18 protein-coding genes are annotated in these 22235 nt (G+C 37.1%); 6 read left to right on the plus strand and 12 right to left on the minus strand.

The features are described from left to right. Positions 1–26 precede the first annotated feature (26 nt). Positions 27–2840 carry a helicase C-terminal domain-containing protein gene (locus AC6UDG_RS04095; protein ID WP_500706517.1) on the minus strand — a complete coding sequence of 938 codons (2814 nt, stop codon included), beginning with the start codon at positions 2838–2840 and terminating at the stop codon, positions 27–29. 163 nt (positions 2841–3003) lie between these two features. Between AC6UDG_RS04095 and mvk the strand changes: the two genes are divergently transcribed. Genes mvk through fni form a run of 4 tightly spaced genes read left to right on the plus strand, consistent with a single transcriptional unit; the run spans position 3004 to position 7062 of the window. Continuing rightward, the gene (gene mvk / locus AC6UDG_RS04100; protein ID WP_500706519.1) at positions 3004–3936 is read left to right on the plus strand and encodes a mevalonate kinase; all 933 of its coding nucleotides are present in this window, start codon (positions 3004–3006) and stop codon (positions 3934–3936) included. 11 nt (positions 3937–3947) lie between these two features. Next, positions 3948–4943 carry a diphosphomevalonate decarboxylase gene (gene mvaD / locus AC6UDG_RS04105; RefSeq protein ID WP_500706521.1) on the plus strand — a complete coding sequence of 332 codons (996 nt, stop codon included), beginning with the start codon at positions 3948–3950 and terminating at the stop codon, positions 4941–4943. 16 nt (positions 4944–4959) lie between these two features. After that, positions 4960–6027 (plus strand): phosphomevalonate kinase, encoded by a 1068-nt coding sequence (locus tag AC6UDG_RS04110; protein ID WP_500706523.1) that lies wholly within the window; start codon positions 4960–4962, stop codon positions 6025–6027. 9 nt (positions 6028–6036) lie between these two features. Continuing rightward, the gene (gene fni, locus AC6UDG_RS04115; protein ID WP_500706525.1) at positions 6037–7062 is read left to right on the plus strand and encodes a type 2 isopentenyl-diphosphate Delta-isomerase; all 1026 of its coding nucleotides are present in this window, start codon (positions 6037–6039) and stop codon (positions 7060–7062) included. Positions 7063–7101: 39 nt separating this feature from the next. Here the strand turns inward: fni and AC6UDG_RS04120 are convergent, their stop codons facing one another. Together AC6UDG_RS04120 and glpK are read right to left on the minus strand one after the other, a co-directional pair. After that, positions 7102–8445 (minus strand): RsmF rRNA methyltransferase first C-terminal domain-containing protein, encoded by a 1344-nt coding sequence (locus AC6UDG_RS04120; RefSeq protein ID WP_500706526.1) that lies wholly within the window; start codon positions 8443–8445, stop codon positions 7102–7104. 15 nt (positions 8446–8460) lie between these two features. Beyond that, positions 8461–9957 (minus strand): glycerol kinase GlpK, encoded by a 1497-nt coding sequence (gene glpK, locus AC6UDG_RS04125; protein ID WP_500706528.1) that lies wholly within the window; start codon positions 9955–9957, stop codon positions 8461–8463. A 137-nt stretch (positions 9958–10094) separates the two neighbouring features. On the opposite strand from glpK, the gene AC6UDG_RS04130 reads away from it, so the two are divergent. Together AC6UDG_RS04130 and yjeM are read left to right on the plus strand one after the other, a co-directional pair. Beyond that, a complete protein-coding gene (locus tag AC6UDG_RS04130; protein ID WP_500706530.1) occupies positions 10095–11525 on the plus strand; it encodes a C69 family dipeptidase in 1431 nt (476 codons plus the stop codon). A 58-nt stretch (positions 11526–11583) separates the two neighbouring features. Beyond that, positions 11584–13107 (plus strand): glutamate/gamma-aminobutyrate family transporter YjeM, encoded by a 1524-nt coding sequence (gene yjeM / locus AC6UDG_RS04135; protein ID WP_500706532.1) that lies wholly within the window; start codon positions 11584–11586, stop codon positions 13105–13107. A gap of 42 nt (positions 13108–13149) precedes the next feature. Here the strand turns inward: yjeM and rplS are convergent, their stop codons facing one another. The 9 genes from rplS to smc all read right to left on the minus strand — a co-directional run bounded on the left by rplS (position 13150) and on the right by smc (position 22228). After that, on the minus strand, positions 13150–13509 hold the full coding sequence (gene rplS, locus AC6UDG_RS04140; RefSeq protein WP_500695672.1) for a 50S ribosomal protein L19: 360 nt from the start codon (positions 13507–13509) through the stop codon (positions 13150–13152). 109 nt (positions 13510–13618) lie between these two features. Beyond that, the gene (gene trmD / locus AC6UDG_RS04145) at positions 13619–14371 is read right to left on the minus strand and encodes a tRNA (guanosine(37)-N1)-methyltransferase TrmD (protein WP_500706534.1); all 753 of its coding nucleotides are present in this window, start codon (positions 14369–14371) and stop codon (positions 13619–13621) included. Positions 14372–14373: 2 nt separating this feature from the next. Next, positions 14374–14889: a ribosome maturation factor RimM gene (rimM, locus tag AC6UDG_RS04150; protein ID WP_500696714.1), complete on the minus strand. Its 516-nt coding sequence runs from the start codon at positions 14887–14889 to the stop codon at positions 14374–14376. 55 nt (positions 14890–14944) lie between these two features. After that, the gene (locus tag AC6UDG_RS04155; RefSeq protein ID WP_500696715.1) at positions 14945–15193 is read right to left on the minus strand and encodes a KH domain-containing protein; all 249 of its coding nucleotides are present in this window, start codon (positions 15191–15193) and stop codon (positions 14945–14947) included. Between the two features lie 10 nt (positions 15194–15203). Further along, complete coding sequence (gene rpsP, locus AC6UDG_RS04160) at positions 15204–15482, minus strand: 30S ribosomal protein S16 (RefSeq protein ID WP_500693721.1); 279 nt, start codon at positions 15480–15482, stop codon at positions 15204–15206. Between the two features lie 89 nt (positions 15483–15571). Then, positions 15572–17017 (minus strand): signal recognition particle protein, encoded by a 1446-nt coding sequence (gene ffh, locus AC6UDG_RS04165; RefSeq protein WP_500701058.1) that lies wholly within the window; start codon positions 17015–17017, stop codon positions 15572–15574. Between the two features lie 10 nt (positions 17018–17027). Continuing rightward, complete coding sequence (locus AC6UDG_RS04170; protein ID WP_500696716.1) at positions 17028–17369, minus strand: putative DNA-binding protein; 342 nt, start codon at positions 17367–17369, stop codon at positions 17028–17030. A 12-nt stretch (positions 17370–17381) separates the two neighbouring features. Beyond that, positions 17382–18692: a signal recognition particle-docking protein FtsY gene (gene ftsY / locus AC6UDG_RS04175; RefSeq protein WP_500706536.1), complete on the minus strand. Its 1311-nt coding sequence runs from the start codon at positions 18690–18692 to the stop codon at positions 17382–17384. Between the two features lie 2 nt (positions 18693–18694). Then, positions 18695–22228, minus strand: coding sequence for a chromosome segregation protein SMC (gene smc, locus AC6UDG_RS04180; protein WP_500706538.1), 3534 nt, complete (start codon positions 22226–22228; stop codon positions 18695–18697). Positions 22229–22235: the final 7 nt, after the last annotated feature.

Raw genomic sequence — 22235 nt, forward strand, 5'->3', positions numbered from 1 at the left:
GCAAACTTTCCTTGTTTAATAATTAATTAATCCCTCTTATTAAAGAAATCTTGACCATCTTTAACAATCTTAGCGATTGACCCCGTTTTAATTGGTAAATCAGAGGGAAGCGCATCGATGATTTGCTTACCATACCGTTTGTCAATCAAACGACTGTCCAAAAAGTTAATGATACCATAATCAGTTGAGCTTCTAATCAATCTTCCCACCCCTTGTTTAGTTTTGATAATAGCTTCTGGTAAGTCAAAATTATAAAATGGATTCTTGTTTTGTTCTTTTAAAAACTTAGCCCGACTTGAAACAACCGGATTATTGGGAGATTCAAACGGTATCCGGGTAATAATGAGTTGCTTGAGTAAATTATCCGGAAAATCAACACCCTCAAAATAACCATTAGCTCCAAGTATTACTGGAACTGCATCCTTGGTTGACTCAAATCTTTTGATCATTTTTTCTTGACTCCCAGAAACACCGGCGGCTTGAATCATAAAATTATCGTTATTGTTCTGATCTAATTTTTCGTACACTTTTTTCAAAATATCCAATGAGTTAAACAGTACTAGCGTTGGTACTGCATTAGCGTTGATAAGCTTCCAAATTGAGTTAGCCAGATAAGAGATATATTCATCATTATCTACACTAGGTGGCATCGGTGTCGTTTCAGAAATCATCATTTCAGCTTGCTTGGAATAATCAAAAGAAGATTTTAGCCGTTTCATTCTCGTATCACTCCGACTTAAATCAAGCTGATCAAAAATATACTGTGACTTTTTTGATGTAAACAACGTCGAACCGGTAAAAATTGCTGGCTTAAAATAGTGATAGATATTTTCCTTTAACTTATTTTTGGAAGCAAAATCGCCAGTCATGAGGTTGACATGATTAGGATCTAGATCCTCTGTATAATAGATCCAGTAAAAAGAGGATCGCTCACTAACCCTTTGCTTAACTTGATCCACATTAACACTATCAATGTAATCAGTAATTGTAAGTAAATGACGTTCAAACTTTTCAATCAAAGCTTCATCAGAAATCGTCCAACGATTCTTTTCCTTCTTAACTAACTTTTTGAAAGTATTTATAAATTCTTCTAATTTTACGTTAATATGAGTCAAATGGTTTATTTGATCCTGATGGTCTTTCACAAATTGAAGTAGTTCTTTTGCACTAATCGAAGACTCAGAACGCCTAGTAGTAACAGGTTTCATGAATTTTACCCTAAAATCCTGTAAAATCAACTGATTTGTATCAAAAATAGCATCTAGCTGGGAATCTAACCCATTAAGTCGATTTAACTCATCAATATCGTCAGAAAAGATTTCATTTAAATTTAATCCGTGGGTTTGAAATAAATCATTCTTAACCCTTCCAGTATTTTTCTTTAAAGTATTGAATTTAATGACTTTTTCTTGCGATGAAAACGCAACGTCAGCAAGTTTATGAGCTTCGTCAACCACTAAGTATGGCTTTGAAGTCATGTAATTACTTAATTGACGACTATTCTCAAAAAGATAATTATGGTTAACGATAACAATATCAGCACGTTCCACCCGCTTCAATTGAGCGAGTAAAAAGTCAACATCCCGAAAAGAGTTCTTCTTATCCGTCTCCACATGAGAATTTTGATAATTAATTTGATCAATAAACGGAACTTCATTGGGAAGATTTAATTCGTCAAGATCACCCGTGCTTGTCTCAGTGAGCCAGACCAAGATTCGTGCTTTCATGAATTGTGACTGTTTAGATTTATCGTGAAATTGAAGTGTTTTGCTAAACCGTTCTAGATTAATATAATGATTGACACCCTTTAACATGGCAACATCAAAACTAGTATTAAGTAACGGTTCTAGTTGACTCTTAATTGTAGAATACAACTGTTCCTGAAGTCCATTGGTAGAAGTACTGACCACTAGCTGTTCACCTTCATTAACCAAATAAGCCATTGGAACCATGTATCCCAGGGTTTTCCCACTCCCGGTTGGTGCTTCAATTAATAAATTATAGGTGGGTTTTTCTTTATCATGATAATTATTATAAATTAAGTTCATCATTTTACTTTGTGAGCTTCGCCAATTTAACTTACCCATAAATTGGCGTTTCTTCTGCTTCTTAGTCCTAGGATACTTTATCAAATTGTGCTCTGAGATTGAATAGGATGGTACTTGGTTTTTTAGCGCAATCCCATTTACAACCACATATTGCGAATTCAAATTCTTTAAATGTTCCCGCTTAATCTCTTCACGATCTTCAATAAATTGAACCGTATCTCTAGGGAGATCAGGATGAACCTTAAGAATAGACTGAATTGTCACTAAGGGTAATTTTTCAATCTTCTTCATGATTGTTAACAGTAAATGAGCAGTTGCGTCAGCATCACTTTTAGAGGAATGCGGATGGGTGTGTGAAATCCCAAAATGATGACTTAAGTCTTTTAATCGATATCCCGTTAATTCCGGAAAAAAGATTTGACTCAACGTGACCGTATCAATGGCTTTAATATCTAACTCAGGATAACCCACTCTTTCTAATTCCGCATTTAAAAACGGAAAGTCAAAATTAACGTTATGGGCAACGAAGACAGTACCGCTCAGTATCTTATAAATATGGGGAGCAATTTGATCAAACGTTGGTGCTCCTTTAATTGTCTGGGCGTTAATGCCAGTTAAGTGGGTGATATCTTTTGGAATCGCCTCACCATTATTAACATATGTTGAGTAGGAATCGACCACTTGACCATCTTGAACAAAAGTACAACTAAATTGAATAATTTGGTCACCATTAGAGACATCCGTTCCAGTTGTCTCCATGTCAACGACTGCATATTTTGTATTCTTGGACACCTGTCTCACCTACCCTTAAAACTAACTCCACTACAATATTACTACATTTATCTTAATATTTATATAAACCAACATTTAATCATTAGTAAAGTATTCTAAAATATATTGGTCATGTTCTAAATTATGATAAAATAGGTATGTTTGGAAAGTGAGCGATTGAAATATGAACACGACTGCAACCGGGTTGAGTCATGCAAAAATAATTTTTTTAGGTGAGCACAGTGCCGTCTACCAAAAGCCTGCGATTGTTTTTCCTGTGCCACAAATTAAAGTGAAAACCACCATTACTTCTGATGGTAACAATCAACTATTCAGTAAATACTACCATGGTCCAATTAGTGCTCTTCCTTCTTCAATGAATGGATTACAGACACTTATTAATCGTCTTAACCAATCATTAAATCCTAATAGCATCCCAATTAATATCAAAATTGATAGTGCAATTCCGTTGGGGAGAGGGATGGGTTCATCCGCTGCAACAGCTAGTGCAGTTACCAAAGCCTTTTTTCATTTCTTTAATCATCAACTAAACGCTAACCAGCTTAAGAAATTTACCGATGTAGAGGAAAAGATAACTCATGGTAATCCAAGTGGAATTGACGCTAAAACCGTCAGCGCACTTAATCCCATCTTATTTGAAAAGGGTCAGTTTTATGATTTCCCCGTTTCAAGCACAGGAACTCTCATCATTGCTGATACCGGCATTTCAAGTAATACTTCCACGGCGGTTTCAATGGTAAGAGATGAAATGGACCATAACTTTCAAAATACGAATGATTTAATTAACGACCTCGGGGATTTAGCTGAAGCAGCTAAACATTCTCTGACATACAATAAACTCAAACAAACCGGCAAATTAATGAATCTGGCCCAAAATGATCTTTCAAAATTGGGAGTTAGTTCAACAGAAATTAATACCCTGGTAAATGCTGCTAATCAGGCGGGTGCCCTCGGTGCTAAACTAACGGGAAGCGGACTCGGTGGATGCATTATTGCTCTGTCAGATTCTAAAACCACCACGCAAAAAATCAAGACAACCCTTAAACAAAGTGGAGCACAAGGAGTTTGGGTCCAATCATTAAATGAAATGAAGTAAGGAGATTTATTATGTCCGACAATACTAATATCTATAGAACCCAGAAGGCTCGTGCTCATACTAATATTGCACTAATCAAATATTGGGGAAAGGCCAATAGTCAACTCATTATTCCAGAAGACAGTAGCCTGTCTTTAACTTTAAATGACTTCTATACCGATACTGAAGTTCGCTTTGACCCATCTCTAAGTTCTGATCAAATCACTTTTAACAATCATCTAATTAATGATTCGGAAGAAAAAAAGATTGTCAGCTTTCTTGACATCGTTCGAAAAAAAGCCAATGTTGATATTCACGCCCACGTTAAGACAAATAACAATATCCCTACTGCTGCTGGGCTTGCTTCATCTGCTTCAGGTTTTGCTGCTCTCGCTGCCGCTTCTAGTAAAGCCATTGGAATGAATCTTTCTAAAAAAGATCTTTCTAGGCTCGCTAGACGAGGATCAGGTTCAGCAACGCGCTCTATTTTTGGCGGTTTCGTCAAATGGGAAAAGGGTCATAGTGACGAAACTTCCTTTGCCATTCCAGTTGAAGAAGACATTGATTGGGACATTAACCTAGTAGCTGTTATTATTAATCGAAACGAAAAAAAGATTTCTAGTAGAGAGGGTATGAAAATTTCTAAGTCCACCTCCCCTTACTATCAAGCATGGAAAAAAGTTACTAGTCATGACATGACCACGATGAGAAAAGCAATTCGTACTCATAACTTCGACTTAATGGGCCACACTGCTGAGGAAAATGCCATGAAAATGCACGCCCTCACGTTCAGTTCCGATCCAGCTTTTACATATTTTAATGGAGATACACTTAAAGCAATTCAAATTGTTCACGAATTAAGAGACAATGGCATCAGTTGCTATTTTACAATTGACGCTGGTCCAAATGTAAAAGTGTTAGTCCAACATGATAATTTAAACCAAGTTGTAAATCGATTTAAAAGCACTTTTGGATCATCAAACGTGGTTGCTACCACTCCAGGTCCTGGAATCGAATATTTAAATTAAGGGAGTAATTAATTACATGATTTCCGCAAAAGCACCGGGTAAATTGTACGTAGCTGGTGAATATGCAGTAGTTGAGACCGGCTACCCTGCTATCATCGCTGCATGTGATCGCTTTGTTAGGGTTGGCATTAAAGCAAGTTCAGATTTTGGAAGCATCTATTCAAAACAGTACGATGAAAATATGCTCCATTGGAAGAGATTAGGCCATCGCATGGTCTTCGATAATCGTGATAATCCTTTTCAGTACATCATTTCAGCGATTAAAGTAACTGAAGAATACGTTGAAACTCTCAATAAAAGTTTAAAAACATACGATATAATCGTAAATAGTGAACTCGATAGTGCCGATGGACGTAAGTACGGATTAGGTTCTTCAGCTGCCGTCACGGTTGCAACCGTTAAAGCCTTATGCGAATTCTACGACATTAACCTTTCTACGATGCAACTCTTCAAGCTAGCCGCAATTGCTCATTTTGAAGTTCAAGGAAATGGTTCATTAGGCGATGTAGCTGCTAGTGTATTCGGCGGTTGGATTGCTTACCATTCATTTGACCGACAGTGGTTAGCCAATGCCCGTAAAGATGTGGATTTAGTGGAACTGTTAGATTTAAAGTGGCCTAGTTTAAAAATTATGCCGCTAACAGCACCAAAGAATTTACAATTATTAATTGGATGGTCAGGTTCACCCGCTTCAACTTCAAATCTAGTTGATCGAGTGGAGCTAAAAAAAGCCAGAAATTCTGAACTTTATCAAGACTTTCTTCACTTCAGTCAGGAGTGTGTCTTAAATATTGTTAATGGCTTTAAAAGTTCTAATCTGGAAATGATCCAAAAGAACATTGAAAACAACCGCAAGCTCCTTTTAAAACTCGGTGAATTTGCCAACGTTGAAATTGAAACCCCAAAGCTAAAAGAATTAATTGACATTGCCGATCATTTTGGTGGTGCAGCCAAAACTTCGGGAGCTGGTGGCGGTGATTGTGGGATCGTCATTATTAATAAGGATGATAATATCGATGATCTTGTTAGCGATTGGAACCGCCATGGAATTAAGCTACTAAACCTTAAGATTCATAATAATTAGGAGAAACAAATGACTAACCAACAGTCACATCGAAAAGATGAACACGTCTCGCTTGCTAAAAAATTTCACCATACGGAATCTGAAGCTGGATTCGATCAGGTTCATTTTATGCCAGTAACATTCCCTGAAATGACATATCAGGATGTAGATATCTCAACTCAATTAGGCTCGCTGCCTTTAAGGGTCCCCTTCTACATTGAGGCGATGACTGGTGGCAGTGAGTATACCAAAAAATTAAATTTTCACCTAGCTTCTATCTCAAGGCGCTGTGGAATCGCAATGGCTTCGGGATCAGAGAGTGTAGCAATCAAACATCCGGAACTAATCGATACCTTTTCGATCATTAGAAAGCAAAACCCAGATGGACTGATCTTTGCTAACATTGGTGCTGGGACAACCCCAAAAGCGGCTGAGCAAGCAATTGATATTCTTCAAGCTAATGCATTAGAGATCCACGTTAATTCAGTTCAAGAACTCATCATGCCCGAGGGATCAAATTCATTTAACTGGCTATCCAATATTTCAAACATTGTCCAAAATATTAAAGTGCCAGTAATCGTCAAGGAAGTTGGATTCGGGATGAGTTCTAAATCAATTCAAACCCTTTTGGACCTTGGAGTTGAATATGTAAACATTGGTGGTCGTGGCGGAACTAACTTTGCTCAAATTGAGAACTTCCGTCGTCATCAAAAAGAAATGGACTATTTTAAAGACTGGGGAATTACCACGGTGGAATCTCTCTTTGAATCCCAAAAAGTTCCTAGCATGAACATCGTAGCAACTGGTGGCATCACTAATCCCATGGAAATCGTCAAATCCTTGTATTTGGGTGCCGATGCCGTTGGCATTGCGAGTCAGATTTTGGTGAAACTAATTGATGACGGTGAAGACGAGACCGTGAAAATGATTAACGATTGGATTATTGGCATTAAATCCATTTTCACCGCACTAGGCGCACACAACATTACTGAACTGCGTCAATGTGAATCAGTAACTAGTCCAGAATTACAAAATTACTTAAATCAACGCAAATAAAAAGACCTTCGTTTAAAAAACGAAGGTCTTTTTATTTTCTCATGCTTTAAACCTTAATCCCTTAGGGAAAAAGTTTTTTAACGTCCCATTCACGACTTTACCAAATCCAACACTCATTCCGCGACATTGAATTAAGTACCACCCCTTCTTTAAGTTGGGATCCACGGCAACGGTGTCACCATGGACATAACTCTGCCACTGATGATCAGTAATTTTAACGATGTTTTTTACGTCATTAGGATTAATTGCCAATGCCAATGCATACGAAGGCTCAATCCGATTCTTTTTAATCGTTCCAAGTGGCGTTCCGGGTCGCATTACTTTTAAACCATCTAAATCGGGGATTGCTGGATTAAATGAATACAGGGTACTCCCAAATTCTAGAAAATCTTTTGTCAAAAAATCGCGCTTAAAGTTAACGTTACAGAACTCTTTCCACTCTTTTTTTATACTACTTGAGACGTTACTTCTTTGATGCTTAATCTTTTTGGATTTTCCAACATCTGTACTCTGCAACTTGGCAATAAAATGCCCATCACCCTTAAATAAGTTAGGAAACAGACGAGCCGTTTTAGTTAACTCTTCGCTTCCATCCGCCCATTCCGGTTTTCCGTCGATCATCCCATCATACTTCTTAATCGGGAGAGCCTTAAAATCATAATTAGCTAAGATCCAAGCAATTATCTGTTCGTCTTCTTCTGGTGAAAAAGTACAAGTTGAATAAATCAATTGTCCACCTGGTTTTAACATCTTAACGGCTTCTCTTACAATGTCTTTTTGCCGCACAGCACACTCTTTCGGATAATCAATTGACCAGTATTTTGTTGCGTCATGATTTTTTCTAAACATTCCCTCACCCGAACATGGTGCGTCAATCAAGATCTTATCAAAATACCTTGGAAAATGCTTTGACAGGTTATGTGGATCTTCATTCAAGATTAAAGGATCCCACACCCCAAACCGTTCCAGATTTTCAACTAGAACCTTAGCTCGGCTCCGGTCAATCTCATTTGATACAAGTAAGCCCTTGTTTTTCATCATACCAGCCAAATGAGTCGACTTTCCTCCTGGGGCAGCACACAAGTCTAATACCTGATCTCCCATACTAGGATCAACCACCTCTGCTACGTACATGGCAGATGGTTCCTGACTGTAAACGTAACCACTCTGATGCTCGACGGTTTTCCCGCTAATTTTTCCGTAATAACCATTTTGGGTATAGGAAATCGGGCTTGTCATATCCAAACGAACATCAGCTTTAGTTTTGAGCGGATTAGTTCGAAAGGCATTGTAAGAGTCTTCATCAAAAGAATCAATAAAACTTTGATAATCATCTTTTAACAGATTATGATATTTACTTTTAAAATCTTCAGGTAATTTCATACTGATAAGTCCTTATTATTCAAATTGCTTGGCAGCTCTCACGGCCATCTTCCATCCCTTGTATAGTTTTTTTCTTTTATCGCCACTCATATGTGATTCAAAAAAAGTACCAACACGCTTACTTCTTTTAATTTCATCAATATCCTTCCAAAATCCAACCGCCAAACCAGCCAGATAAGCTGCTCCCTGTGCCGTAGTCTCTGAAATTAATGACCGTTCAATTTGATCATTTAAAATATCGGCTTGAAACTGCATTAAGTAATCATTTTTAGCAGCTCCACCATCTACTACTAGTGATTTAACCGGAATCTTAGTCTCTTCTACCATCGTATCAAGAACATCCTTTGTTTGAAATCCTAACGATTCAATGGTCGCACGAACTAATTGATTACGCGTCGTTGATGATGTCAAGCCAAAAATCGATCCACGAATTTCCTGATCCCAATATGGTGCCCCTAGTCCAGTAAACGCTGGCACTACGTAAACTCCGTCACTCGTTTTGGCATCATAAGCCATTTGCTCAGAGGCCTTAGCCGATGAAATTAAACCCATCTCATCCTTTAACCATTGAATTGCCGATCCAGCCACAAAAATGCTACCTTCTAAAGCATATTTAACTTCTCCATTCAATCCGTAGGCAATTGTGGTTAACAATCCATTACTAGAAAACCTTGGCGTTTTTCCTGTATTCATCATAATAAAGGCACCCGTTCCATAAGTATTCTTCGTCATTCCGGGTTGTAATGCTAATTGTCCAAATAATGATGCTTGTTGGTCACCGGCAATTCCGGCAATTGGAATCTGTACCCCTAAAAATGAATATCCCTTCGTATATCCAAAGAAGTGTGACGATGGTTTCACTTTAGGTAACATTTTCTTAGGAATATCGAAGAGCTCTAACAGATCATCATCCCATTTCAAATCGTTGATGTTATATAACATTGTCCTACTAGCATTAGTATAATCAGTGGCATGAACGGTTCCGCCGGTCAGATTCCATAGCAACCATGAATCAATGGTTCCAAATAATAAATCTCCATTCTCCGCCCGTCTCTGGGATCCCTTTACATGATCTAAAATCCATCTAATTTTCGTACCAGCAAAATAAGAATCAACAATCAGTCCCGTCTTTTGGTGAATTAAATCAGCGTAACCATCAGTTATTAACCGATCAGCAATTTCACTGGTCTGTTTTGATTGCCACACCACAGCATTATAGATGGGCTTTCCACTTCGTCTATCCCAAATTACAGTCGTTTCACGTTGATTAGTAATGCCGATACTTCGCACTTTATAGGGAGGAACTTCAGAGTTAATCAATACCTCAGAAATCACAGATTCAACGGCATTCCAAATTTCAATTGGATCTTGTTCCACCCACCCTGGATGAGGAAAAGATTGTTTAAACTCACGTTGTACTTTTCCCACAATCTGGCCATCATGATCAAATAACATTGCTCGGGTAGAGGTCGTTCCTTCATCAATTGCCATTATGTATTGCTTGCTACTCATATTTTCCCTCGTTTTTTCAAATAAATGTTGTATGTTAATTATACCCTAAGTAATTTAGCATACCAAACGTGAAGTTATACCATAACAAAGGCAATATGGTAGAATACTTACATGTGATTTAATAGGAGGCAATCTAAATGACAAGTTTTAATGAATATTCCGCATGTACTAGCATTTTAGTTGGAAAAGATGCCACGGTTGATGGCAGCACTTTAATTGGTCGCAATGAAGATGCTAAAGCATCATGGCCAAAACGATTTGTTGTCCACGAACATAAAGAATATAAGGATAATCAAGAATTCAAATCAACTGACAACGGCTTCAAGATGCCACTACCAAAGACGCGAGGGAAATACACTGCTACTCCTGAATGGACAGACCAAGATGGTTTATTTGAAGAGGATGGCATTAACGAATATGGGGTTGCTATGAGCGCAACTGAAAGTACGTACGCTAACGCACGTGTCCTAGGTTATGATCCCCTTGTAAAAGATGGAATTGGCGAAGAAGCCATGGTAACCGTAGTCTTGCCTTATGTCCATTCCGCAAAGGAAGCCGTCAAACGTCTTGGTAACATTGTTGAAAAATATGGGGCCAGTGAAAACAACGGAGTCCTTATGTCCGATAAAGAAGAAGTTTGGTACTTAGAGATCGGTTCCGGACACCAATGGATCGCTGAAAGAATTCCTGACGATGAATACGCCATCGTTGCTAATCAAATGGCCATTGAAGAAGTTAACTTTAAAGATAATGATCACTTCATGTGGTCACCAGGGATTAGGGACTTTGTATCAAAAAACAATTTAAATCCGGATCGTTCTGGTTTTAACTTTAGACACATTTTTGGAACCCATGACTTATCAGACACCTACTACAACACCCCTCGAGTTTGGTACGGACAAAAAATGTTTAACCCAGAAATCAAGCAGGATCCCACTTCCCAAGACCTCCCCTTTACAAGGAAAAGTGAAGAATTAATATCGGCGCTCGATGCCCAAAAGTTGCTCAGTTCACACTATCAGGGAACTCAGTTCGATCCAATTGGTGCAGGCGAAGAAGCTGATCGAACTCGATTTCGTCCCGTGAGTTTAGCCAAAACCCAAGAATCACACGTGCTCCAAATCAAACCTAATCTACCAATTGAAATTGGTGGAATTCACTGGCTTGCTATGGGTGTAGCGGCTCAGAGTACTTACGTCCCATTTCTTGAGGGAATTTCTGATACTCCCAAAGCATATAAGTACCACGTCAAGATGGATTTTGATCCTAAATCGGCTTACTGGATCTTCAAGCTAGTTGGAATCTTAGTTGACCCCCACTACCTTGAATTTGGTGACAAACTTAAAAACGTGCAACAAAATTTAATCGAACAATACGAACAAATATTACAGCAGGTAGAACAAGAGTCCGACGGCTTGGATTCAACGGAACTAACTCAGCTTGCTAATGAGGCCAGTTCTAAGGCAAGTAAACTCGCTTTGCGTAGCTTTAAGAACCTTGGTCAATACTTGATTACAAACTCAACGGACTTCTCTCCTCTCAACTATCACCAAGATTTAAATCTATAAAAAAAGAGAGTATACTTTATTAGTATTTCCATTAAATTTAATCAAGGAGAGTGACTTTATGTCTAAAGGGAAAAAGCAAAGTAAATTAGGCTTAATGTCTTTAGTTTTAATGATACTCACTGCGATATTTGGCTTTGGTAATACGACCGTCGCCTATGATCAAATGGGCTACGCCAGTATTATCTGGTACATATTTGGAGCACTAGTATTTTTCTTACCGGTTTCATTAATGTTTGCCGAATATGGTTCCACTTTCAGTAGTGCTAAAGGTGGAATTTATTCCTGGCTTAAAGAGTCAATTGGTGAACGCTTAGCCTTCATCGGAACCTTTATCTGGCTATCATCATGGATCATTTGGATGATCTCGACTTCTTCTAAGGTTTGGATCCCATTTTCTAACATTATTTTCGGAACGGACAAAACCCAAACATGGCATTTGTTCGGAATTTTTACCCCAATGCAAACAATTGGAATCCTTGGGATTGCCTGGATTTTAATTATTACTTTGTGTGCGAGTCATGGTTTTGATTCAATTGCTAAGATTGCAAACATCGGGGGAGTATTATCAATTGCTTTGCCACTGATCTTTGCTATCTTATCAGTAATTGTTTGGGTCTTAAATAAGGGCCAACTTGCTGAGCCAGTCAATGGCGCTAAAAGTTTCATTCAATCCCCTAATCCATTATTCGTAACCCCAATCGCCATCATGTCATTTGTTGTTTATGCGATTTTTGCGTATGGAGGAATGGAATCAATTGGTGGAGTCGTTGATAAGGTCAAAAATCCTACGAAGACTTTTCCCCGTGGGGTCATCATTGCCGCAATCATCATGGCAGTCATCTATTCTGGATCCATTTTTTTGGTTGGTATTACAGCTAACTGGCATGAAGTTGTCGGAAAGGGTTCGGTCAACCTGGGTAACATCACTTACGTTTTAATGAATAACCTTGGTTATGTTTTCGCTAAAACCCTTGGCTTTTCAGCTGGATCAGCAATGGAATTTGGTCGCTTCATGGCCCGAGTAGCCGGTTTAGGGATGTTTATTCCATACTTAGGTTCTTTCTTTGTTCTGATATATTCCCCAATCAAATCATTTATTGAGGGATCTAATCCAGATTTATGGCCTAAAAAAGTGGTTAAATTAAACAAACATGGCATGCCAGGGTTTGCAATGTGGATTCAAGCATTCGTCGTTGTTGCCGTTATCTTTGTCATTTCTTTCAGTGGCAATAATGCTCAACAATTTTACTTAATTTTAACTGACATGGCTAATATTTCGACAACTTTCCCATACTTATTCTTAGTTGGAGCTTTCCCATTCTTCAAGAAACTAAAAAATGTTCCTCGTCCCTTTGTCTTTTATAAGAATCGAATTGCTACTAACATCATGGTAACCATTATCTTGGTTGTACTAGTGTTAGGAATTGGTTTTACTGCTATTCAACCAATCCTGACTCACGATTATACCACCGCCTTCTGGACCATTGTAGGACCACTAGCTTTTGCACTGGTTGGTTGGTTAATGTATGAATACAACAGTCGAAGAGGTACTAAAACTGCTAAAGAAGTTGATGACCAATAAAAAAAAGAGTTCGCAATGCGAACTCTTTTTTTTTACATAAAATTAATGCTTACGACTTGCTTCTTTAATACGAGCAGCCTTACCAGAACGATCACGTAAGTAATACAACTTAGCACGACGAACTGAACCACGTCTAACAACATCAATCTTAGCAATTCGTGGTGAATGTAATGGGAAGATTCTTTCAACCCCAACTCCACTGGCAATTCTTCTTACTGTGTAAGTAGCTTGAATGCCTGAACCATGACGTTTAATTACAACACCAGTAAACTTCTGGATACGTTCGTTACTACCTTCAACAACCTTTACGGAAACCGTAACGGTATCACCAACACGAAATTCAGGAATATCTGAACGAAGTTGATCACTATTGATCTTATCAATCAATTTATTTTGACGCATAATCATTTCTCCTAACTAGCATTCTTATCTTCTCGACAGCGGAATACCGTTTTATTTAGCCATAAAAGACCACTTAAAATTATAACATACAAACCAAAAAACTCAATACTTACCGATCTTCTTCCTCAATTTTAACGTCCGCCAATAATTCCTTTTGCCTTTTTGACAGTTTGTTGTAATTAATCAGATCTGGTCGTCTTAAATATGTCTTTCTTAAAGATTCCTTCTGTCGCCAATCATCAATTTTTTTATGATCACCACTAGTTAAAATCGGTGGAACTTTTAACCCCCTAAAGTCTGCTGGTCGCGTGTATTGAGGATATTCAAGCAATCCACTTGAAAAAGAATCTCCTGGGGCTGACTCTTGATTACCAAGGACACCCTTAATGAGTCGAACGGTCGCATCAATCATTACTAGCGCAGGCAATTCACCACCCGTAAGGACAAAATCACCAATTGAATACTCGTCAGTTACTACGGATTTAATTCGTTCGTCAAAGCCCTCATAGTGACCACATAAAAAGGTCAAATGGTCCTCTTTGGCAAGATTTGCAGCATCGTTTTCATCAAATTTTTTCCCTGCCGGATCAGTTAAAATGACTCTACCAGATGAATAACCCTGTTTTTCTGAAACTTCTTGAGAATGCGCAAAAGCATCAAGCATTGGTTGAGGCTTAAGTAACATTCCAGCTCCCCCACCAAAGGGGGTATCATCCACGTTATGATGTTTATTAGTCGAAAAATCACGAAAATTAGTAATATCAATATTTATGATTTCTTTTTCAATGGCCTTACCGATAATGGATTCACTCAAAGGGCCCTTTAAAATATTAGGGAAAAGGCTCAATATATCGATCTTCATCGTTACTGCATTCCCTCCATTAACTCAACGACTACTTTATGATTAGGAATATCCACTTTTTTTACGACCGAATCAATCTTTGGAAGTAACAAATCATCTTTATTTTCACGTTCCACTACCCAGACATCATTGGCAGGCATATCCATAATATCACTTATTACACCAATTTTATTATCATCTTTATCGATAACATCCATGCCGATAATTTGTTGATAGAAATATTCGCCTGGTTGTAAGTCAGTATTTTTTCTTTGCTCCGACGTAATTTTTAGGATGGCAGGTTTAAGGTATTCAACATCATTTATAGAATTGCGACCAGAAAAATGCAACAGAATAAATCCCTTATGGCTTCTAACCCCGTCAATCTTCAATTCTTCCATTTTTCCGTCTTTGGGGAATACATAAACAAGATTACCAACTTTAAAGCGTTGATCAATAAAATCAGTAGTAGGTTTTATTCGTACTTCACCTTTAATTCCCTGAGTATTTACTAATTTCCCAATTTCTAAGTAATCCATAGTTCACCTATTTCTATAAAAAAACTCTTAAATAAAAACGAGTTTTATCTAAGAGCTAATCTTTGCCATCATCAATAACGAGTTTAATTCGCTTTCCATCATTAACGTGAACACTATAAATTATGGTTCGAATCGTCTGAGCAACTCGACCCTTTTTTCCAATAATACGTCCAACGTCATTAGGATTGGTAGACAATATATATTCGCTAAATTGATCAGTATCCTGATGATTAATACTAATATCATCAGGATACTTAACTAATGGCTTAACGATTGTTTTAATTAAATTATCAAAATTAACCATAATCAATCACTTATTTCTTAGCTGCTAATTTAGCATCATGTAATTGTTTCATAATACCTGCATCTGACAAAATATTACGAACAGTATCAGAAGGTTTAGCACCTTTTTCCAACCAGTCCATGATTGATTCTTCTTTTAAAGTTACTTGATCAGGTTCAGTTAATGGATTGTAAGTACCAACATTTTCGATAAAACGACCGTCACGAGGGCTACGTGAGTCAGCAACCACGATACGGTAAAATGGACGCTTCTTTGAACCCATTCTTCTTAATCTAATTTTTAATGACATAAACACACCTCCTAATAGTTTTCTTAACAGTTACTAATATTACCAATAAATATTAATGATGTAAAGGTTTTTTTCTTTACAGTCTGAAATTAATGTCTTTTTTTATTTTTTCGTCGCTTCTTTTTATTTTTTTTGATCTTGCGACTCATCCGCTTCATGGCAAGGTTCGATAATTTACCAGTCATTCCTCCACCCATTCCAGCAGAATCCATCATATTTGATAAACCCGACATATTTCCGTTAGACACTTTGTTCATCATTTTCTTCATTTGATCAAATTGTTTAATGAGTCGATTGACTTGTTGAATCGGTTGAGCCGATCCGCGAGCAATTCGACGTCTCCTTGAAGGATTTAACACATCCGGATTGGATCGTTCTTCATCAGTCATTGAATAGATAATCGCTTTAATGTGGTCTAAATCTTTGGGATTAACGTTTAAATTCTTCAATGCCGGATTATTGGCCATTCCTGGAATCATTTTAACCAAATCTTGAATTGGACCCATCTTTTGAATTTGTTCTAATTGATCAACAAAATCATCAAAATCAAAAGAATTTTCCTTGATTTTTTCGGTTAATTCCTTAGCTTGATTTTCATCATACTCTTTCTGAGTCTTTTCGATGAACGAGAGCATGTCTCCCATTCCCAAAATTCGAGAAGCCATTCGATCTGGGTGAAATACATCCAAATCATCTAATTTTTCACCTTGACCCACAAACATAATTGGTTTGTCAGTCACAGCCCTGATTGACAAAGCAGCTCCACCACGAGTATCTCCGTCTAACTTTGTTAGAATAACCCCGGTAATATCTAAAGCATCGTTAAATCCGACCGCCGTATCAACGGCATTTTGACCTGTCATAGCATCAACAACTAAAAGAATATCATTTGGATTGGCCACCTTTTTAATATTCTTTAATTCATCCATCAAGTTTTCGTCAATTTGAAGCCGACCGGCCGTATCAATTAACACATAATCGTTATTATTTTTGCTAGCTTCCTTTAAACCATCTTGAACAATTTGTACTGGGTCAACATCCGTTCCCTCTTGAAATACTGGAACATCAACTTGTTCGCCCACCTTTTCTAACTGTTCAATTGCTGCGGGACGATAAACATCGGCAGCGATCATTAATGGACGCGCATTATCTTCAGATTTAAGCCTTTTAGCTAATTTACCTGCTGAAGTAGTTTTACCTGCTCCTTGAAGTCCTACCATCATAATGACTGTAGGAATCTTGTCTGATTTAACTAGTGGAGTGGCAGATTCACCCATCATGTTAGTCAGTTCATCGTTAACGATCTTAACAATTTGTTGGGCCGGATTTAATCCTTCAAGAACATCAGCGCCCTTAGCTTTTTCTTGAACCTTCTTTACAAACTGACGAACCACCTTAAAGTTAACGTCCGCTTCTAGTAATGCTAATCTAATTTCCCGCATCGTTTCACGCAAATCAGATTCGCTAACCTTGCCTTTTCCTCTTAAGTTTTTAAAAGCTTTTTGTAATCGATCGGTTAAACCTTCGAAAGCCATCTTTTCACCCCTAATTTTCTTCCGTAATTTCTAAGTGATCCACTAACTCATTTAAGTGTTCATCATTTGGATAATACTTCTTAACGTAATCTCTAATTTCATCGGTTTGCTGATTGCGTAATACAAATAATTGATATAGGTGCATTTTACTTTCATAGTCTTCAAGAATTTGCTCAGTTCTTTTAATGTTATCATAAACCGCTTGGCGACTAATATTGAAATTTTCTGAAATCTCACCTAACGAAAAATCATCTGCATAGTATTCTTGAATGTACTCTGCCTGTTTCTTAGTGAGTAATTCACCATAAAAATCATACAAAGCATTAATCCGATTATTCTTTTTAATGTCCATCTAAAGTCACCACTAATTGTCTTGAATTAATCCCTTAAATAAACCGTCAATAAAGCTCTTAGAATCAAATTTACGCAAATCATTAACCGTTTCTCCAAGTCCAACGAACTTTACCGGAATATTAAGCTTATTTTTGATTGCAATTACAATTCCACCCTTGGCAGTTCCATCAAGCTTTGTTAAAACAATTCCCGTAATGTTAGTGATTTCATTGAACATCTTGGCTTGATTCAAAGCATTTTGACCAGTAGTTGCATCAATCACCAGCAACACTTCTTGAGGGGCGTCTGGAATTTCACGCTTAATGACCTTATCAATTTTAGCAAGTTCATTCATCAAATTAACTTTATTTTGTAATCTTCCGGCAGTATCAACAAATAAAATATCATAATTTTCTTTTTTGGCTTTATCTACTGCTTCAAAAACAACCGAAGCTGGATCACTTCCAGCTGACTTTTTAACAATATCAACACCATCATGTTTGGCCCATTCATCTAATTGTTCAATGGCACCTGCTCTAAATGTATCAGCAGCAGCTAAAAGCACCTTTTTATTTTGCTTTTTAAAATTATTGGCCATCTTACCAATGGTTGTCGTTTTTCCAACTCCATTGACACCAACAAATAAAATCACGGTTGGGCCGGTTTGGGATAATTTGATTGAACTATCTTTATCACTTGGTGCATCATACAAATCGATCATCTTTTGGACGATTAGATTTTGAACTTCTTTTGGTTTCTTGGCATTTTTTAATTTAACCTCTTCTTTTAGTTCATCAGTTAGTTGGATTGCAGTTTCAAATCCAACATCGGATTCGACCAGCGTATCTTCTAAATCATCAAAGAAGTCATCATCAACTGAGCGAAAATTAGCAAATAGCGCATTTAATTTTTGTCCAAACGAAGACCGTGATTTTGCCAGACCATGTTCGTATGCTTTTTCAGCTGATTCGGGCTGCTTAGTTACATCATCAGTAGACTCTTTGACATCTTCATTTTTATTAGAAGAATGATCTGTATCAACCACAGACTGGCCTTTTTCATCTGACTTGTTATCGTCAGTGCTTCGAACACCATCTTTTGATGTTTGCGTTTGTTCTTCCGGTTCTTCAGAAACATCAGCTCCATCGTTCTCACTCTCGCTTGATCCATCATTTTTCTGACTAACTTCATTTTCTTCAGTTTGTTGAAAGTGGTCACCTTGATCAGAGGTGTCGTCACCAGTAACCTTTGCTTTCTCATCTTCTCTTTTAGACTGCGTGGTTTTGCTCTCTTTGTCGTCAGATTCTTTCTTCTTACCTTTAAAAATATCAAATAAACCCATAATTATTCTCCTAGTTTTTTAGATTCATCTAAGTTGACCGAAACAACCTTAGATACACCCGAATCTTGCATTGTAACTCCATAAAGATGATCCGCATAGATCATCGTTTCCTTTCTGTGGGTGATTACAATAAATTGTGTATTATTCTTTAAACTCTGCATATACCGCGCAAAACGATCCACATTGGCAGGGTCAAGAGCAGATTCAGCTTCATCCAATATTACAAACGGAACTGGTTTTACCTCAAGAACTGAAAAAAGCAGTGCCAAAGCCGTTAGAGCTTTCTCACCACCAGAAAGTAAATTGAGATTACGGTATTTCTTTCCGGGTGGTTTTACCAAGATATCGATCCCGGTTGTAAGTAAATGATGCGGGTCATCCATTTTTAGTTTGGCTTCCCCACCACCAAAAATATTGCGAAAAATATGACTAAACGCAGTTGCAATTTTATCATAAGTTTCGCTAAATTTAACTTTTACCGTTTGATCCATTTCATTCATTATCCCAATCAGTTGACTCTTAGATTCAATTAAATCATCAAGTTGATGATTCATAAATTCGTAACGATCCTTTACTTCTGCATAGGCATCAATCGAATTAACATTAATCGGACCCAACTCGTCAATTTCAGATTGGAGTGATTTAATCAATGAATCGATTTCGGGTAATTCAAGTTCCACCTTCTTCATTGAGCTAGTTCCTTTAATCATGTTATCTCGTTGATAACGCTCAGAATCAAGGTTATCTATAGCTGTTTTTAAATTTGATTCTAGCTTTTGAACTATTCCTGTTTGAGAAATTAAACGATCCTGAAGATCGGAAACTTGCTGATCATATTTTTGATCATCTTGGTTAAACTTATCAATTTTTGAATTAAGATCGTTAACATCCCGCTTAGTACTTTGGATTTGTTGTTCTAGTTCGGGAATATTAGTTTTTACTGCCACCACTTCTTGATTAATTGATTGCTTAAGTCCGTTTATACTATTGGCTAAGCTTTTTAATTGAGTTTCAAAATTCAACCTTTGTTTTAAAAGACTTTCCCTACTGGACTTGAGTTGACTATTTTGTTCCTTTAAGCGAATCAACTTTTCTTTGATTTCAGATGATTTGATATTATTTTCGTTAACATTCCGAGTAATCTTTTCAATCTGCCTTTTGATTGAGGTATTCTTAGACTGATTTTGCTTAATTTGCATTTTTAAATCATTAATCTTATGAGAAAGATCAATCTCATTTACACCATCATCACTAGTTGTGTTTTTTAATTGTAATCGAATTGCATCAGCATTTCTTTGAGACTCCTTTAAACTACTTTGATTCATACTAATGCTTTTTTGTTTAGCTTGAATCTCTCCTTTTAATTCATTTAATTTTTGACGAAGTTCATCGTGCTTATTCTGCTTTATTGTGTGCTGATCTTGGAATTTTTTGATAGTCTCCTCACCAGCATTCATCTTCTGGCTCATTTCTTCAACTTGCTGATTTAAGTGGACCAATTTTTCTTTTTGACTTAGTAAGCCAGTGGACTGGTTGCGATTCGATCCACCGGTGATTGCACCTCCAGCATTAACGACATCCCCATCTAAAGTTACCACTTTAGCCTTATGACCAATTGTCTTACTGATCTTTGTAGCACTTTTTAAATCAACTGCAATCATCGTACCACCCAGCAGGTGATTCTTAATCCGTGTCATATTCGATGGCATTTTGACCAAGCTCGAAGCAATTCCAACAAAGCCAGAAATCGATTTTACCTCATTTAACACATTAGAGGATAAATAACGTTCATTAACGGCATTCATAGGCAAGAACGTAACCCTTCCCAGTTTCTTCTCGCTTAAATAGTGAATTGCTTCTCTAGCGTCTTTAACGTTCTCGGTGATAACCTGCTGAATCTGACTTCCCAGTGCTGTTTCAATGGCTATAACATAACGATCAGGAACTTCAATAAAATCACTTACTGTTCCTTTAATACCAGTTAAATTCGCTTTGCTTTTTAATAAGTTTCGCGTCCCGCGATAAAGCGAATTATGATTTTCCAAGATTGACTTAATACTATCTCGTTCCGTTTTAGTCTCCTGAAAAACACGTAATGCAGCATACCAGCTTGCCTTTAATTCTTTTTCTTTGTCCCTTGAATCTGACAACTTCTTATCAACTTGCTTTAATTCATCCACCATTTGTTTCTGGTTGTTTTGAAGTTTCGATAATTCGGTCTCTTCTGAAGTGATTTCTTGCTTTAAAAGGTTGCTTTGATCTTCAATCGCATTAATCCGCTGGTACTTCTCTTTTACCTCACTATCACTACGCTTGGATAATTTTTGCATTAACTTTAAATTATTCTTGGCACTGGCTAATGACTGCATCAAATCTATGTAATCATTTCTTATATTTTCAAGTTCTGTTTGCTTTTCCAATAAATTTTGTTGAATAGGAGCCGTTTCAAGCTGCTTCATCTTATGAGAATAGTTGGAAATGAGAGCCTGCTTTTTACTAATTTGGCTTTGATTATCAGTAATATTGTTTTTAACGTTTCCCAGTTGCTCTTTTAAATCACTTACTTTACTTTCTAAGTCGTTAATCTTTTGTTGATTAAATTCACGTCGTTGCTGAGATAACTGCTGATCACTATGAGCTGATTCGAGTGATTTAGTGTCACTTAAAAGTTGATTTTGAAGTTGTTCACGCTTTTGACCCAAACTTTTAATCTTATTCGTTAACCCTTGTTTGCGTTCTTTAACTTCCTTAATTTGTATTTTTAGATTAGTAAAAGTAGTATTTTGCTTTTTGAGCTCCTTTTCCAGATTCATTTTCACGTTTTCATGATTTTTAATCTTAATCACTAATTTAGAATACTTCAATTGATCAAGATACTTTTTCTTATCTAAATAGAGGGACGCAGCATCACTTTGCTCCTTTAGAGGCCCAATTTGTTTGTCCAACTCGTTAATAATATCTGAGATTCGATCCAAATTTCCTTGAGTATCAGCTAACTTTTGTTCAGTTTCCACCTTTTGTTTTTTATATCGATAAACTCCAGCAGCTGTCTCAATAATTGATCGCCTTTTTTCAGCATCATCATTGAGAATTTCATCAACATTCCCTTGCGAAATAATTGAAAGGGAACCTTCACCTAATCCAGTATCCATAAAAAGATTATTAATATCCTTCAAACGACAATCTTTATCATTGATTGAATAAGAACTATCACCATTTCGATAAACTTTACGTGTGATTTTAATTTCGGTATAATCAGAATCCAAAAAATGATCAGAATTATCAAAATAAATGCTAACTTCTGCACGACTAAGAGCTCTGCGCCCCTTGGACCCAGAGAAAATGACGTCTAACATTTTTTTACCACGTAAAGTTTTGGCCGACTGCTCACCTAAAACCCAACGAATTGCCTCGATGACATTACTTTTTCCGCTACCATTTGGACCAACAATTCCAGTAAGCCCATCCTGAAAGTCAATTGTGGTTTTATCTGCAAAAGATTTAAATCCTGCAATCTCAATTGATTTTAACTTCACCTTAATG

The sequence above is a fragment of the Fructilactobacillus sp. X2R1C1 genome (genome assembly GCF_059901435.1).

Excerpts from the sequence above, each read along its gene's own strand:
- mvk (WP_500706519.1), top strand. The coding sequence starts at position 3,004 with ATGAACACGACTGCAACCGGGTTGAGTCATGCAAAAATAATTTTTTTA.
- mvaD (WP_500706521.1), top strand. The coding sequence starts at position 3,948 with ATGTCCGACAATACTAATATCTATAGAACCCAGAAGGCTCGTGCTCAT.
- AC6UDG_RS04110 (WP_500706523.1), top strand. The coding sequence starts at position 4,960 with ATGATTTCCGCAAAAGCACCGGGTAAATTGTACGTAGCTGGTGAATAT.
- fni (WP_500706525.1), top strand. The coding sequence starts at position 6,037 with ATGACTAACCAACAGTCACATCGAAAAGATGAACACGTCTCGCTTGCT.
- AC6UDG_RS04120 (WP_500706526.1), bottom strand. The coding sequence starts at position 8,445 with ATGAAATTACCTGAAGATTTTAAAAGTAAATATCATAATCTGTTAAAA.
- glpK (WP_500706528.1), bottom strand. The coding sequence starts at position 9,957 with ATGAGTAGCAAGCAATACATAATGGCAATTGATGAAGGAACGACCTCT.
- AC6UDG_RS04130 (WP_500706530.1), top strand. The coding sequence starts at position 10,095 with ATGACAAGTTTTAATGAATATTCCGCATGTACTAGCATTTTAGTTGGA.
- yjeM (WP_500706532.1), top strand. The coding sequence starts at position 11,584 with ATGTCTAAAGGGAAAAAGCAAAGTAAATTAGGCTTAATGTCTTTAGTT.
- rplS (WP_500695672.1), bottom strand. The coding sequence starts at position 13,509 with ATGCGTCAAAATAAATTGATTGATAAGATCAATAGTGATCAACTTCGT.
- trmD (WP_500706534.1), bottom strand. The coding sequence starts at position 14,371 with ATGAAGATCGATATATTGAGCCTTTTCCCTAATATTTTAAAGGGCCCT.
- rimM (WP_500696714.1), bottom strand. The coding sequence starts at position 14,889 with ATGGATTACTTAGAAATTGGGAAATTAGTAAATACTCAGGGAATTAAA.
- AC6UDG_RS04155 (WP_500696715.1), bottom strand. The coding sequence starts at position 15,193 with ATGGTTAATTTTGATAATTTAATTAAAACAATCGTTAAGCCATTAGTT.
- rpsP (WP_500693721.1), bottom strand. The coding sequence starts at position 15,482 with ATGTCATTAAAAATTAGATTAAGAAGAATGGGTTCAAAGAAGCGTCCA.
- ffh (WP_500701058.1), bottom strand. The coding sequence starts at position 17,017 with ATGGCTTTCGAAGGTTTAACCGATCGATTACAAAAAGCTTTTAAAAAC.
- AC6UDG_RS04170 (WP_500696716.1), bottom strand. The coding sequence starts at position 17,369 with ATGGACATTAAAAAGAATAATCGGATTAATGCTTTGTATGATTTTTAT.
- ftsY (WP_500706536.1), bottom strand. The coding sequence starts at position 18,692 with ATGGGTTTATTTGATATTTTTAAAGGTAAGAAGAAAGAATCTGACGAC.